12 protein-coding genes are annotated in these 15,232 nt (G+C 60.1%); 7 read left to right on the top strand and 5 right to left on the bottom strand.

All coding sequences use genetic code 11. The features are described 5' to 3' along the window. Positions 1 to 96: 96 nt before the first annotated feature. Both rhaI and ACQZ5N_RS16800 read right to left on the bottom strand, forming a co-directional pair. On the bottom strand, positions 97 to 1,389 hold the full coding sequence (gene rhaI, locus ACQZ5N_RS16805; RefSeq protein WP_448733550.1) for an L-rhamnose catabolism isomerase: 1,293 nt from the start codon (positions 1,387 to 1,389) through the stop codon (positions 97 to 99). A 233-nt stretch (positions 1,390 to 1,622) separates the two neighbouring features. Continuing rightward, on the bottom strand, positions 1,623 to 3,719 hold the full coding sequence (locus ACQZ5N_RS16800) for a bifunctional rhamnulose-1-phosphate aldolase/short-chain dehydrogenase (RefSeq protein WP_448733549.1): 2,097 nt from the start codon (positions 3,717 to 3,719) through the stop codon (positions 1,623 to 1,625). A gap of 200 nt (positions 3,720 to 3,919) precedes the next feature. Between ACQZ5N_RS16800 and ACQZ5N_RS16795 the strand changes: the two genes are divergently transcribed. From ACQZ5N_RS16795 to ACQZ5N_RS16765, 7 genes are all read left to right on the top strand, one after another. Further along, the gene (locus tag ACQZ5N_RS16795) at positions 3,920 to 4,750 is read left to right on the top strand and encodes a DeoR/GlpR family DNA-binding transcription regulator (protein WP_003522575.1); all 831 of its coding nucleotides are present in this window, start codon (positions 3,920 to 3,922) and stop codon (positions 4,748 to 4,750) included. A 47-nt stretch (positions 4,751 to 4,797) separates the two neighbouring features. Continuing rightward, the gene (rhaS, locus tag ACQZ5N_RS16790) at positions 4,798 to 5,808 is read left to right on the top strand and encodes a rhamnose ABC transporter substrate-binding protein (protein WP_448733548.1); all 1,011 of its coding nucleotides are present in this window, start codon (positions 4,798 to 4,800) and stop codon (positions 5,806 to 5,808) included. Positions 5,809 to 6,030: 222 nt separating this feature from the next. Further along, on the top strand, positions 6,031 to 7,566 hold the full coding sequence (locus tag ACQZ5N_RS16785) for a sugar ABC transporter ATP-binding protein (RefSeq protein WP_433822145.1): 1,536 nt from the start codon (positions 6,031 to 6,033) through the stop codon (positions 7,564 to 7,566). A 13-nt stretch (positions 7,567 to 7,579) separates the two neighbouring features. Beyond that, a complete protein-coding gene (locus ACQZ5N_RS16780; RefSeq protein ID WP_448733547.1) occupies positions 7,580 to 8,581 on the top strand; it encodes an ABC transporter permease in 1,002 nt (333 codons plus the stop codon). Further along, positions 8,578 to 9,588, top strand: a complete 1,011-nt coding sequence (locus ACQZ5N_RS16775) for an ABC transporter permease (protein WP_080857388.1) — start codon at positions 8,578 to 8,580, stop codon at positions 9,586 to 9,588. The genes ACQZ5N_RS16780 and ACQZ5N_RS16775 overlap by 4 nt, the downstream gene beginning before the upstream one ends. Before the next feature lie 3 nt (positions 9,589 to 9,591). Next, a complete protein-coding gene (rhaM, locus tag ACQZ5N_RS16770) occupies positions 9,592 to 9,915 on the top strand; it encodes an L-rhamnose mutarotase (protein ID WP_448733546.1) in 324 nt (107 codons plus the stop codon). Then, on the top strand, positions 9,912 to 11,294 hold the full coding sequence (locus tag ACQZ5N_RS16765) for an FGGY-family carbohydrate kinase (RefSeq protein ID WP_448733545.1): 1,383 nt from the start codon (positions 9,912 to 9,914) through the stop codon (positions 11,292 to 11,294). The genes rhaM and ACQZ5N_RS16765 overlap by 4 nt, the downstream gene beginning before the upstream one ends. Positions 11,295 to 11,349: 55 nt before the next feature. Here ACQZ5N_RS16765 and ACQZ5N_RS16760 read toward each other — a convergent pair whose 3' ends face one another. The 3 genes from ACQZ5N_RS16760 to ACQZ5N_RS16750 all read right to left on the bottom strand — a co-directional run bounded on the left by ACQZ5N_RS16760 (position 11,350) and on the right by ACQZ5N_RS16750 (position 15,225). Next, positions 11,350 to 12,186, bottom strand: coding sequence for an alpha/beta fold hydrolase (locus tag ACQZ5N_RS16760; protein ID WP_003522568.1), 837 nt, complete (start codon positions 12,184 to 12,186; stop codon positions 11,350 to 11,352). A 247-nt stretch (positions 12,187 to 12,433) separates the two neighbouring features. Then, positions 12,434 to 13,129 carry an FkbM family methyltransferase gene (locus ACQZ5N_RS16755; RefSeq protein WP_003522567.1) on the bottom strand — a complete coding sequence of 232 codons (696 nt, stop codon included), beginning with the start codon at positions 13,127 to 13,129 and terminating at the stop codon, positions 12,434 to 12,436. A 161-nt stretch (positions 13,130 to 13,290) separates the two neighbouring features. Beyond that, on the bottom strand, positions 13,291 to 15,225 hold the full coding sequence (locus tag ACQZ5N_RS16750) for a putative bifunctional diguanylate cyclase/phosphodiesterase (protein WP_035262519.1): 1,935 nt from the start codon (positions 15,223 to 15,225) through the stop codon (positions 13,291 to 13,293). Between the last annotated feature and the right edge of the window lie 7 nt (positions 15,226 to 15,232).

Genomic DNA, 15,232 nt, shown 5'->3' with positions numbered 1-15,232 from the left:
AAGACTCTTGCGCGATCAAGGACTTGATCGCACTGGACCCCGGATCAAGTCCGGGGTGACGGGTGTGGGGGACGTCCCCCAAAAAAAACGACGCCCCTATACAATCCCGCCGCTGCCGCCAACCGAAGCCGGGCGCTTCGCCGCGACCTGCTTGCGATAGCCGCTCGCACGATAAGTCGCGACCGGATCGATAGCGCCGCCCGCCAATTGCCGCGCCTGGGCAAGAATCGGTTCGACATCGGTGCGATAGGCCCGCTTCAGCATATCGGAAGCCATCAGCGCATCATTGTCCTGCTGGTAGCCGTCGAGAGCCGCGCGATCCACCAGCAGCGCCTGCGCATAGGCGCGGCGGATTTCGTTGGCGCTGGAGATCAGGCTTTCGATCGGGTCCGTCACATTGTGCGACTGGTCGATCATATGGGCGGGATGGAAACCCTTCACGCCGCGATGTTCGGCATCCACCAGCTCGTTGAAAACGAGGAACAGGCGGTAAGGCTCGATCGAGCCGGCATCCAGATCGTCATCGCCATATTTGCTGTCGTTGAAGTGGAAACCGCCGAGCTTGCCGAACTGGATGAGCCGGGCGACGATCATCTCGATATTGGTGTTCGGCGCATGGTGGCCGAGATCGACGAGGCAGAAGGCCTTTTCGCCGAGCGTATTGGCGATGAGATAATTGGTGCCCCAGTCCTGCACGACGGTCGAATAGAAGGCCGGCTCATACATCTTGTGTTCGGAGAAGATGCGCCAGTCATCCGGCAACGCCTTGTAGATATCGGCCATGGCGGCAAGATAACGCTCGAAACTTCTGGTGAAATTGCTCTGGCCGGGAAAGTTCGAACCATCGCCCACCCACACCGTCAGCGCCTTCGAGCCGATGGCATTGCCGATCTCGATACATTCGATGTTGTGCTCGACCGCCTGCCGGCGCGTGGCGGCGTCCGTGTGGCTGAGCGAACCGTATTTGTAGGAATGGCTCTGGCCCGGCGCATCCGAAAACGTGTTGGAATTCATGGCGTCGAAGCCGAGACCCAACCCGTCAGCATGGGCCTTCAGTCGCTTCGGGTCTTCCTTGTCCCACGGAATATGCAGCGAGACATTCGGTGTGGCGCGCGTCAGCTGGTTGATGACGGCGCAATCATCCAGCTTGTCGAAAATGCCGCGCGGCTCGCCCGTGCCGGGAAAGCGGGCAAAGCGGGTGCCGCCGGTGCCTACGCCCCAGGAGGGCACGGCAACGAAAAATTCCGCGACCTTGGCCGTAACGGCCTCGATATCGATATTGCGGCGCGCAAGCTGGTTGCCCAGCGCCTGATAATCGTCCTTCAGCGCAGTAGCACGCTTGTCGTTTTCCGCCGCGATGACATCGGCAGCGATTTTCGTCTCGGTCATCTCTTCCTCCCGGGCAATGAACATAACAGGTGCTTCGACCCGCGACGCCACCACCCCGTCATTCCGGCCTTGAGCCGGAATCCAGCCAGCCCAAGTCTTTGGGCTGAGAAGACTCTCTCGCCGCGCAGACGCGCGGCTGCTGGATTCCGGCTCAAGGCCGGAATGACGGAGGTGGGACTTTCGCCGCTTCTCAAAGCATCGTGTCTTTTTATATGTCGGTATCCACCGACACCCTACCGTGTAAAACTCTGCGCATTGCCGGCATCGACATTGATGATGTTGCCGGTCGACTTGGCGGAGGCGTCGGACGCCAGGAAGTAGATCGCCTCGGCGATATCTTCCGGGAAGACATTGAGCTTCAACATCGAGCGCTTGCGGTAATGTTCCTCGAGATCGGTCACTTCGATCTTGGATGAGGCCGCGCGCTGCTCGCGCCACTCGCCGCTCCAGATTTTCGAACCGCGCAGCACGGCATCGGGATTGACGGTATTGACGCGAATGCCCGCTTCCGCCCCTTCGAGGGCGAGGCAACGGGCCAGATGAATTTCCGCAGCCTTCGCCGTGCAATAGGCGGAGGCATTGGGCGAGGAAGCGAGACCGTTTTTCGAGGCGACGAACACCACGTTGCCGCCGAGATTCTGACGCCGCAGCAGCCGGAAAGCCTCCCGCGAAACGAGGAAATAGCCGGTGGCGAGAATGTCGATATTCTTGTTCCACATGGCAAGCGTCGTGTCTTCCACCGGCGCGGAGGAAGCGATGCCGGCATTGGAGACGAGGATATCCACACCGCCGAATTCCACGCTCGCTTCCGCGAAGGCCGCAATGACGGCATCCTCTTTCGTCACATCCAATTTCACGCTGCGCACCGCGTCAGCGCTGTAACGCTTGACGAAATCGCTCTTGGCGGCTTCCAGCGCCGCCTCGTCAATATCCGCCAGAACCACGCAGGCGCCCTCACCCGCCAGCCTTTCCGCCGTCGCCCGGCCGATACCGCCAGCACCGCCGGTGACGAATGCCACCCGACCGGCAAGGCTCTTCGGCTTCGGCATGCGCTGAAGCTTTGCTTCTTCCAGCAGCCAATATTCGATATCGAAGGCTTCCTGTTCGGGAAGGCCCTGATATTCGGACACGGTGGAAGCACCGCGCATGACGTTGATGGCGTTGACGTAAAATTCGCCGGCGATGCGGGCAGTGGCCTTGTCCTTGGCGAAGGACAACATGCCAACGCCGGGGATCAGGAAAATCACCGGATTCGGATCGCGCATCTTCGGTGAATTGTCGTGGCGGCACGCCTCATAATAGCGGGTGTAGTCGGCCCGATAAACCTCCAGCGCCTTGTCGAGGCCGGCCGTCAGCGCATCCACATCGGGATTGGCCGTATCGAGATCGAGGATCAGCGGACGGATTTTCGTGCGCAGGAAGTGATCCGGGCAGGATGTGCCGAGCGCGCCGAGCGGCTTCAGGTCTTTCGAGTTGACGAATTCGAGCACCGCGTCCTGATCGTCGAAATGGCCGAGCTTGCGTTCCTCACGGCCGATGCGGCCACGGATTTCCGGCATCAACCGGGCGGCGATGGCGCGGCGTTCGGCAAGGGGCAGGCTCTTCGCCACCGCGCCGCCAAAAATCGTCTTGCCTTCGGTCTTGGCCGCAAACCATTCGATGGCCTTGTTGATGATGGCAAGCGTCAGCTCGTAACACGCCTTGGCGTCATTATCCCATGTGAAAAGACCATGGCTTTCCAGCACGACGCCCTTGGCCTTGGGGTTGGCCTTGACGAAAGCTTCGAGATCGAGACCGAGCTGGAAACCGGGGCGACGCCAGGGCAGCCAGCCAATATCGTCACCGAATATCTGCTGCGTCAGCTCTTTCGAATTCTTCGAAGCGGCAATGGCGATGATCGCGTCCGGATGCATATGGTCGACATGATCGTAAGGCACGAAACCGTGCAGCGGCGTATCGATGGAAGCCGCGCGCGGATTGAGGTTGAAGGTGCAATACGGCAGGAAGCCGACCATGCGGTCCTCATCCGCAACGCCCTTGTAAATGCCCTTCAGCGCTTCCAGCTTGTCGAGATAGAGCGTTGCAAAACCATCGAGCTTGATGGTGCCGACATCGCCGCCAGAGCCTTTCACCCACATGACTCGGACCTTCTCGCCCGTCAGCGGATCGGTCTCAAGCACCTTTGCGGATGTATTGCCGCCGCCATAGTTGGTGATGCGCTTATCGGCACCGAGCAGATTGGAGCGATAAAGCAGCTTGCCCGGCTCATCGAGCGTTTCGGCATAGGCATCGTCCCAACGGCTTTCGAGAAGGCGGGGTTTTCCCGTCATGTCTTCCTCCCAATATCTGTCTGCATTCGCGGAGCCGATACCGGCCCGCCTCCTTTGATGGCAGATATCGCGCATCCAAAAGCACAATGTCAATCAAAAACGATCATAAATTTTCATGTTGCAGCGCGATATTGATTAATTTGATCGTTCTTGATTGACAACGCAAAGAGATTGCGAATAATCACAATCAGGAGGACCCCATGCACGAACGCGAACGCCATCGCATCATCTTGAGCGCCACGCAGGAAAAAGCTGTCGTGACGGTGCAGGATATTGCGGAACTGACTGATGCGTCGGAAGCGACGATCCGCCGGGATATCGCGTCCCTGCACGTTCAGGGCAAATTGCGCCGCGTACGCGGCGGGGCGGAAGCGGTGCATCCGCCGCAGCTCGGCAATCTGGCCGCCCGGCCGTTCCGGGTGTCCGAATCGGTCAACATCGACAAGAAACGCGCAATTGCACGCAAGGCGGTCGATCTCTGCAACGATGGCGACGCAATCATCCTGAATGGTGGCACGACGACATTCCAGATGGTGCATTACATGGCGGCGCGACGTCTGCAGGTCATGACCAATTCTTTCGCCATCGCCGAGCATCTGGTCAAGCATTCCAAATGCAATGTCAGCGTGCCGGGCGGCGCGATCTATCGCGACCAGAGCCTTATCCTGTCGCCTTTCGAGAACGATGCGATCCGCAATTTTTATGCGCGGCGGATTTTTCTCGGTGCGCAGGGCGTGGGCGCGCTCGGCATCATGGAATCCGACGCGCTGGTTATCCAGAGCGAGCAGAAGCTGATGCGGCAGGCGGAAGAGCTGATCGTGATGGTCGATTCTTCGAAATTCAGAAAGCGATCCAGTCTCATTTTATGCCCGCTCGAAAATGTCTCGACCATCATCACCGATGACGGGATTTCCGATGAGGCGGCGAGGATGGTGGAAGACGCCGGCGTGGAATTGCTGGTCGTCGGCGCGGTGAGGGATGGCAAGACAGCCGCCCCACCGGATGAAGAGGATTCTTCTTCGGTCGCCTGAGGAGCACCGGAGAGAGGAAAAAGGTTCAAAACGGGAGGAAAAGGGACATGAAACTTACACGCAGAACATTGACGAGCGTTCTGGCGCTCAGCGCAGCGCTCTCCGTCGCGGGACTGGGCAGCGTTGCCCAGGCCGCCGATGTGAAGATCGCACTTGTGGTCAAATCGCTCGGCAACGGCTTTTTCGAAGCCGCCAACAAGGGCGCGCAGGAGGCCGCAAAGGACCTCGGCGGCGTCGAGATCATCTATACCGGCCCGACCAGCACCACGGCGGAAGGCCAGATCGAAGTCATCAATTCGCTGATCGCGCAGGGCGTCGATGCCATCGCCATTTCCGCCAATGACCCGGATGCCGTGGTTCCGGCGCTGAAAAAGGCGGCCCAGCGCGGCATCAAGGTCATCTCCTGGGATTCCGGTGTTGCGCCGGAAGGCCGCATACTCCAGCTCAACCCTTCGTCCAACGCGCTGATCGGCAAGATGTGCCTGCAGCTCGCCGCATCGCATCTGGAAGGCGGCAAGGGCGATTTCGCCATTCTTTCGGCCACCACCACCTCCACGAACCAGAATATCTGGATCGACGAGATGAAAAAGCAGCTGAAGGATTTCCCCGGCCTCAACCTTGTCACCACGGTTTACGGTGACGATCTGGCCGACAAGAGCTACCGCGAAGCGCAGGGCCTGCTTTCCTCGCAGCCGAATGTGAAGGTTATCGTCGCGCCGACAACGGTTGGCGTTCTCGCCGCCTCGCAGGCGGTGAAGGATGCGGGCAAGATCGGTCAGGTCTATGTGACCGGCCTTGGCCTGCCGTCTGAAATGGCCGGCGCCATCAAGTCGGGCGCCACCAAGGAATTCGCCATCTGGAACCCGATCGACCTCGGTTACTCCGCCACCCAGATCGCCTATCGCCTGGTGAAGGGCGAAACCGATGGCAAGCCGGGCTCGGAAATCGAAGCCGGCCGCATGGGCAAGATCATGGTTGGCGAAAACAGCGAAGCGGCGATGGCCGATCCGTTCATCTATGACGCGAAGAATATCGATCAGTTCTCGAAGATTTTCTGATCTTGAGAAGTGACGGCAGTGTGCGGAGGGCACCCCCCTCTGCCCTGCCGGGCATCTCCCCCTCAAGGGGGAGATCAGCCAGATTATAACACTCGCTCACTCTCAACTTTAGTGATGGCCTCAACGGTGCCGCATATCGATCTCCCCCCTTGAGGGGGAGATGCCCGGCAGGGCAGAGGGGGGTGCCCTTCACCGCTTCAATCAAACTGACCGGTAAGACGGATGATGCGTATCGAAACGAAAATTTTAGATGTCGTCGAGGCTTCAAATTCAACGCCCATTCTGGAAATGCGCGGCATCAGCCAGATATTCCCCGGCGTCAAAGCGCTGGATGGCGTCGATATCGCGCTTTATCCCGGCAAGGTCACCGCGCTGATCGGCGAGAACGGTGCTGGTAAATCCACGCTCGTCAAAATCCTCACCGGCATTTACCGCCCCAACGAGGGCGAAATCCTTCTCGATGGTCAGCCCGTCCATTTTCACAGCGCACAGGACGCCATCGACGCCGGCGTGACCGCCATTCATCAGGAAACCGTGCTGTTCGACGAGCTTTCCGTCGGTGAAAACATCTTCCTCGGCCATGCGCCGAAGGGTCGTTTCGGTCTGATCGACTGGAAGACCATCAACACGCGCGCCAGAACACTGCTGGAACAGCTCGAAAGCACCATTGATCCGACGATCCGGCTGAAGGACCTGTCCATCGCCCAGCGCCATCTCGTCGCCATCGCCCGCGCGCTTTCGGTCGAGGCGCGCATCGTCATCATGGACGAACCGACGGCCGCCCTTTCCCGCAAGGAAATCGATGATCTCTTTCGCATCGTCGAAAACCTCAAGCGGCAGGGCAAGGCGATCCTCTTCATCAGCCACAAGTTCGACGAGGTCTATGAGATCGCCGAGAACTATGCCGTGTTCCGCGACGGCAGGATGGTTGGAGCGGGCAATCTTGCCGCCACGCCGCAGGACGAAATCGTGCGGCTTATGGTCGGCCGTGACGTGACGAACGCCTTTCCCAAGCAGGCCGTGACCCTTGGTGCGACGGTTCTTTCGGTGCGCAATTATTCTCATCAGACGGAATTCCGCGATATTTCGCTCGAACTGCGCAAGGGCGAGATTCTCGGCCTTTACGGGCTGATCGGCGCCGGCCGCTCCGAACTCTGCCAGTCGCTGTTCGGCATTACCCGGCCGGCTTCAGGGCAGGTATCGCTGGAAGGCCAGCCGCTTTCCATCCGCTCGCCGGAAGACGCGATCCGCGCCGGCATCGTTTATGTGCCGGAGGAGCGCGGCCGCCACGGGCTAGCGCTCGACATGCCGATCTACCAGAACATGTCGCTGCCATCGCTCACGCGCACCTCACGCAAGGGCTTTCTGGCCGCCGCCAATGAATTCGCGCTGGCGCGCAAATATGCCTCGCGGCTCGATCTGCGCGCGGCCGCCCTTTCGGTGCCGGTCGGCACGCTTTCAGGCGGCAACCAGCAGAAGGTGGTGATCGGCAAGTGGCTCGCCACCCAGCCCAAGGTCATCATTCTCGATGAACCCACCAAGGGCATCGATATCGGCTCCAAGGCCGCCGTGCATGGCTTCATCAGCGAGCTTGCCGCCGAAGGGCTTTCCATCATCATGATTTCATCCGAACTTCCCGAAATCCTCGGCATGTCCGACCGCGCCATCGTCATGCGCGAAGGCCTGATGGCGGGCCAGTTCGAACGCGCCGATTTTTCTCCGGAAAAGCTGGTGCGCGCCGCCACCGGCAATGCCTGAGAGGGGCAACCACATGCAACGTCTACTTAAAAATCGCGAATGGCTGCTGGCGGGCATCATCATCGTCATGATCGCCGGTTTTGCGCTGCGCGCGCCCGGTTTCAGCCGGCCCGCAAATCTCGTCAATATCTTCAACGATACCTCCATCCTCATCATTCTGGCGTTAGGCCAGATGGCGGTCATTCTCACCAAATCCATCGATCTGTCGGTCGCGGCCAATCTCGCCTTCACCGGCATGGCGGTGGCGATGACCAATGCCGCCTTTCCGGGAATTCCCCTGCCGCTTCTCATCGCCATGGCGGTCGGCATCGGCGCATTTCTCGGCTCGCTCAACGGCGTGCTGGTCTGGTGGCTCGGCATTCCGCCCATCGTCGTCACGCTCGGCACGCTCACCATCTATCGCGGCATGGCCTTCGTGCTGTCCGGCGGCGGCTGGGTGAATGCGCACCAGCTTTCCCCCACCTTCCTCAACGTGCCGCGCACCATGATCCTCGGCATGCCCGTACTTTCATGGGTGGGGATTCTCATCATCGCCGGTGCGTGGCTGGTGCTCAGCCGCACCTCCTTCGGGCGCTCCGCCTATGCGTCGGGCGGTAATCCGAGTGCCGCCGTCTATGCGGGCATCGATGTCGGCCGCACGCGCTTCTTCGCCTTCGTGCTGTCAGGCGCGCTCGCCGGTCTCGCCAGCTATCTCTGGGTATCGCGTTATGCGGTTGCGTATGTCGATATCGCCGCCGGTTTCGAACTGGACAGCGTGGCGGCGAATGTGATCGGTGGCATCTCGATTGCCGGCGGCATCGGCTCGGTGGCGGGTGCGGTGCTCGGCGCGTTGTTCCTCGGCGTCATCAAGAACGCCCTGCCCGTCATCGGCATTTCGCCCTTCGCGCAGATGGCAATTTCCGGCGTGGTGATCGTGCTCGCCGTCGTCTTCAACGCCCGCGCCGAAGCGCGAAAAGGCCGTATCATCCTGCGTGACCGCGCAGCAAGCGATCAGGCCAGGGAGGCCGCAGCATGAGCACGACGCCTCAACCAGCGCAGAATCCGCGCATCATTCCAGACAAGCTCGGCACGCCGATACGCCGCATCATGGCCAGTTGGGAAGTGCTGCTGCTTGGCGTTGCGATCCTCATCTTCATCGCCAATTCGCTGGCCTCGCCCTATTTCCTCAATGCCTGGAACCTGTCGGACGCGACCTTCAACTTCACGGAAAAGGCGATCATCGCCTTCGCCATGGCGCTGCTGATCATCGCCGGTGAAATCGATCTTTCCGTCGCCGCCATCATCGCGCTCGCCTCCACCGCCATGGGTGCGGCAGTGCAGATGGGCGTCGGCACACCCGGCCTCGTCGCCATCGGCATCGGCACCGGGCTTTTGTGCGGAGCTTTCAACGGCTTTCTGGTCGCGGGGCTGAAGCTGCCGTCCATCGTCGTCACCATCGGAACGATGAGCCTGTTTCGCGGCATTTCCTACATGGTGCTGGGTGATCAGGCCTATGGCAAATATCCCGCCGATTTTGCCTATTTCGGTCAGGGTTACGTTTTCTGGGTGATTTCTTTCGAATTCGTGCTGTTCATCGCCATGGCGATCCTCTTCGCCATTCTGCTGCACGCCACCAATTTCGGCCGGCAGGTCTATGTGATCGGCAACAACCCCTTCGCCGCCCGTTTCTCCGGCATACCCGTCGAGCGGGTGAAGTTCATCCTGTTCCTGCTCACCGGCCTGATGAGCGGCATCGCCGCCGTCTGCCTCACATCGCGGCTCGGCTCCACCCGCCCGTCTATCGCTCAAGGGTGGGAGCTTGAGGTGGTGACAATGGTGGTGCTGGGCGGCGTCTCCATTCTCGGCGGCTCCGGCACCATCGCAGGCGTCGTCATTGCCGCTTTCGTCATGGGCCTCGTCACCTTCGGGCTCGGTCTTCTGAATGTGCCGGGCATCGTCATGTCGATCTTTGTCGGTCTGCTGCTCATCGTAACCATCGCCATCCCCATCGTTGTCCGTCGCCTTCGCGCCATGAGAAGTTAAGCCATGCCGGAACTTGAAAAACACGCCTTCAAGATGAAACTCTTTGCCGGAAAAGAGGCCGAATATAAAAAGCGACATGACGAGATATGGCCCGAACTGGTGGCGCTGCTGCGCGACGCGGGTGTGAGCGATTACTCCATCCATCTCGACCCGGAAACTAACATCCTGTTCGGCGTGTTGACGCGCCCGAAGAACCACGGCATGGCGGCTTTGCCCGAACATCCCGTGATGAAGAAATGGTGGGCGCATATGGCTGATATCATGGAGAGCAATCCCGATAATTCACCCGTTGTAAAAGACCTGGTGACGGTGTTCCATCTGCCATGAGCGACATCATCAGACCGAGCCGGGTCGCGGTTATCGATATCGGCAAGACCAATGCCAAAGTAGTCGTCATCGACACCGGCAGCGGAGAGGAAATTGCCGGCGAGAAGCGGACGAACCCCGTTCTCCGCGATGGCCCCTACCCACATTACGATGTGGAGATGCTTTGGCGCTTCATTCTTGCCGCTCTTCAGCGTTTCGGCCAGAAGCCCGGTTTCGATGCGATTTCGATCACCACCCATGGCGCTTCTGCAGCGCTTCTAGATGCGAACGGCGATCTCGCCATGCCGGTGCTCGATTATGAACACGGCTATCCCGCCGCCATTGAAGAAGCCTATCGCGGCATCAGGCCCGATTTTGCCGAGACCGGCTCGCCACAGCTTCCCGTCGGGCTGAACCTTGGCGCGCAAATCCATTTCCAGAAAGCGGCCTTTCCGGACGATTTCTCCAGAGTGCGCAGCATCGTCACCTATGCGCAATATTGGGCGGGACGGCTGACGGGTATTCAGGCCACGGAAACGACCTCGCTCGGCTGCCATACGGATCTCTGGAATCCACGCCGGAGAAGTTTCTCCTCGCTCGTCGCGCGTCTCGGTATCGAACATTTGATGGCACCGGTCCGCTCCGCTTTCGATGTGCTGGGAACAATTCGCCCGTCGCTGGTGCTGGAAACCGGTCTTTCGCCGCATATGCCGGTCTATTGTGGCATCCACGATTCCAACGCATCGCTCCTGCCGCATCTTCTGCGCCGCGACGGAGATTTTTCGGTCGTCTCCACCGGCACCTGGGTGGTGAATTTCGCCATCGGCGGCGCGGCGGGCGCGCTCGACCCCACCCGGGACACACTCCTGAATGTCGATGCTTTCGGCCGTCCCGTTCCCTCGTCCCGCTTCATGGGCGGCAGGGAGTACGAAATGCTGGCGCAGCAATTCGGGACAGTGGAAGACGAAGCGATAGACGCGGCTCTCGGCAGCGTGGTTGCCAGGGGCACGATGCTGCTGCCGAGCGTCGTCAGCGGCTCCGGCCCATTTCCGGACAAGGCGGCGCGCTGGATCGGCGAAGCCACGGCCACGGCCGCGGAACGGCACGCAGCGGCGTCGCTTTATCTCGCCCTGATGACGGAATGCAGCCTCTCGCTCATCGGGCGGAAAGGTCCGATCCTTGTGGAAGGCCCCTTCGCCAGCAACACCCTTTATCTGAAGGCGCTGGCCGGCTTTGCAGAGACCGAAGTAACGGCGGTCGAAGGGTCGACGGGCACCAGCGCCGGTGCGGCCCTGCTCACCGGCATCAAGCCGCTTGCCGGTCGCGAGCGCCATTTCACGCCGCACGATATTCCCGGCCTCGCCTCTTACCGCAATGCCTGGCGAGGCCACATGGCCTGATGCGAAAAGCAAAATGCGGCCGAACGCTCGGCCGCATTGCGATTTTGCAGAAGAATCAGCCCTTGATGAAGGCCAGAAGATCGGCGTTCAGCACATCGGCGTTGACGGTGAGCATACCGTGCGAGAAGCCGGGATAGGTCTTCAGCGTGCCGTTTTTCAACAGCTTCACCGATTTCAGCGCGGAGTCGGCAATCGGCACGATCTGGTCGTCTTCGCCGTGCAGCACCAGTGTAGGAACGCTGATATTCTTCAGGTCTTCGGTCTGGTCGGTTTCCGAGAAGGCCTTGATACCGTCATAATGGGCCTTTGCGCCGCCCATCATGCCCTGACGCCACCAGTTCTGGATAACGCCTTCATGAACGGTCGCGCCATCGCGGTTGAAGCCATAGAACGGGCCGGCCGGCACATCGCGGAAGAACTGTGCGCGGTTTGCGGCGAGCGACGAGCGGAAGCCGTCAAAAACCTCCATCGGCAGGCCTTCCGGATTGGCCTCGGTCTTGAGCATCAGCGGCGGCACGGCGGAAACAAGAACCGCCTTGGCGACACGGCCGGCGGGTTCGCCATGTTTTGCGACATAACGGGCGACTTCGCCGCCACCGGTGGAGTGGCCGATATGGACGGCGTTCTTCAGATCGAGGGCCTCAACGACGGCAAAGGCGTCGGCGGCGTAGTGATCCATGTCATGACCGTCGGCGACCTGGGCGGAACGGCCGTGGCCACGGCGGTCATGGGCGACGACGCGAAAACCCTTGGAAACGAAGAACAGCATCTGCGCATCCCAGTCATCGGACGAGAGCGGCCAGCCATGGTGGAACATGATAGGCTGGGCATCCTTCGGGCCCCAGTCCTTGTAGAATATTTCGGTTCCGTCTGTCGTCTTAACAAAGCCCATGATCGTTACTCCTTCGGTTGCGTTGGCATCTGCGGCACAGCCTGTTGTGCGCCGGTTTGATGGAGGGATGATGACGCAGGATAACGGTTGCAACAATTGCAACAATAATTGGGAATGAATTGCTGTTTATGAAATTATCTTCTCGACCCGCATACCATTCCGGCACACGTGTCGACCCGCTCCGCGCCCTCATGCAAGGGTGAGAACGGGGATCACCGGCGGAGGGTTCCGTGAATTCGGTGCGGCCTCAGTCTACCTCGGGATCGTATTCCCTCGGGCTCTCGTCCTTGGAGAACAGGACACATGGCCCGCGTGAACCGCGCGGATCATAGGCATATCCCTTGGCGGTCAGCGCCTGCATGATATCGCGAACCCCGGCGAGACCGTAAAGATGGTCGTGCAGTTCCACGAATATCCGCTCCACGCCGGTCAGATCGGCCCTGCCGAGCAGATCGCGTTCCGCACCCTCGATATCCATCACGAGCGCGGTAATGCCCCGGCTGGCGATAAATTCATCGATATTGGCGGAAGAAATTTCGATGCGTTTTTCATAAGGCCCCTGATTTTCGTCCATGGACGACATCCAGAGATCCCTGCGGACGTAAAAAGGATAGGAGCTCGGCTCATCGGCGGTGAGAAGCCCCTGCGAAAACACGACATTGCCGCGGCAATTGGCCTTGATCACCCGCTCTGCCAGCGCGGCGGTGGAGGGGTTGGCCTCGAAAGCCCAGACGGAAACATCCTCGATGCCGGCAATGATCGAGGTGATGATCCCGATACCGGAGCCAAGCTCCAGTACGCGATCGCCGGGCTTGATGGCTTTCAGGACGCTGCGGGCCTCTTTCGCCTCATAGCTGCCGTCGGTCAGCGCCTGCCAGATGACCGGCGACACCTCATCGGAAGAGAGGGGAAGGGCAACTCCATGCACGTCCAGTATTTCCATGTCTCAAGCCTTTTCGCAAAACCCGGCCGCTTTGTCGCAATGATCCCATATCGACCGGGAATGCTCTACAGCATCGTTGCGGCAACCGGTATCGGTTTTCGCAAGCAACGCCATGACGTGGTAAAAATTCAAGATACGGTCGGCGCCAAAACAGGCGCGTCTCAGACGGAACTCCAGGCCACAAGCTCCTTGGCCGGCAACGGTCTGCTGATCAGATATCCCTGAACCTGATCGCAGCCCAGACGCCTGACGCATTCATATTGCTCTTCCGTCTCGATACCTTCCGCAATCGTCGTCATCCGCAGACTGCGGCCGACGCCGACCACGAATTCAACGATCGCCAGCGCGTCGCGGTCGCTGGTGATATCGCGCAGGAACGAGCGGTCGATCTTGATCTTGTCGAAGGGCACGCCGCGCAAATTGGCGAGCGATGAATAACCTGTCCCGAAATCATCCATGGCGATCTGGATGCCGACGGCCTTCAGCCGCGACAACGTGTTGATCGTCTGGTCGCTCTTGTTGAGCAGGATCGATTCGGTGATTTCAAGCTCGAGCCGGCTGGGTTCCAGCCCGCTTTTCTCAAGCGCGCCCATGACGTTCTGGATGAGACTGGTGCTGTGGAACTGAACCGGCGACAGATTGACCGCCACCTTCATGTCCTCGTCCCAGCCCATCGCCTCGCGGCAAGCGGTCTCCATCACCCATTTTCCGAGCGAATGGATGAGGCCGGTTCTTTCCGCCACGGGAATGAACACGCTGGGCGGCACATCGCCCCGCACCGGATGTTTCCAGCGCAGCAACGCCTCGAAGCCGCAAAGCTTGCGTGTCTGCGTCGCCACCTGCGGCTGGTAATAGACTTCCATCTCGTCGTTCTGCAACGCGGTCTGCAGGTCGGCCTCGAAGGACTTTTTCTCGGTCAGCTGCTTCTGCATGCGGACCTTGAAAACGCTCGCCCGGCCGGGGCCGATGGCTTTCGCCTCATAAAGCGCCAGATCCGCGCGCTTGAACAATTCATCCGCATCGACGGCGCCATGCGATATGGCGATGCCGATGCAGGTGCCGATTTTGACCTCCTGCTCGCCCAGCTGGTAGGTGCGGCTGATCTGGTCGATGAGCTTGGTGGCAAGGCGGCGAGCGGCATCCTCGTTCAGATCGTCGGAGACGACGGCAAATTCGTCGCCGCCCAGACGGCAGACCATGTCGTAATCGCCGCCGATGCCAGAAAGGCGCTGCGCCACGGCCTGAAGCAGCGCATCGCCGGCATCGTGGCCGAGCGTGTCGTTGACGTCCTTGAACCCGTCGAGATCGAGCAGGAGGATGGCTGTCGTTCCCGTCCCGCCGAAGGATCGGCGCAACCTCTCGATCAGTTCCTGCCGAAACAGCGCGCGGTTCGGCAGTCCCGTCAGCGCGTCATGATAGGCGTCGTGTTCGAGCCGAACATTCTTCGCCTGCAATTCCAGCGTTGCGGCACGCAGATCGTCCGTCAGGCCGCGCATGCTTTTCTGCGCACGGTTCAGGAGATCGTTCTGGCGAAGCAGCAATATGACAAGCGCGATACCGCACAGGATCAGGCCGCCCGCCAGCGCGGTATAAACGATATGCAGCTTGCGCACATCCTCATGGGCCGTATCGATCAGATTGACGTCATAAGCGACGGAAGACGAGGCAAGCGTCGTCATCGGCGCGTCGAGGGCGCTCATCGTCGCCAGCAAATCCGGAACCTCGGCCGGATTGAGGTTGTTCACCTGCTGCTCGAGACGGGCCAGAACGGCATCGAGGCGGGTTACGAGATCCCGCCACTGCTGTTTTTCATTGATGAAGGCCCCGAGATTGCCCTGCTTCAAAAGCTCAAGGCGGCTCAGCATGATGTCCAGGCGCAGTTGCAGCTCATCCCGGTCGATCTTGCCGGGATTGAGCGCGAACACGGCCAGCTTGTTCTGGAGGCGCAGATATTCGGCTACGGTCTGGCTGACGGCCCAGGAGTCATTGTAGCGGGCGAATTTCTGCAGAGCGGTCTGCCGCTCGGCAATGACGAAAGCGATATAGCCCGTTGCCAGGACGAAGCAACAGATGATCACCGCCACAAGTTTTCGCAAACGGCAC

This window comes from Agrobacterium sp. 22-221-1 (assembly GCF_053522445.1).
This window is presented reverse-complemented; position numbering and strand designations above follow the sequence as displayed.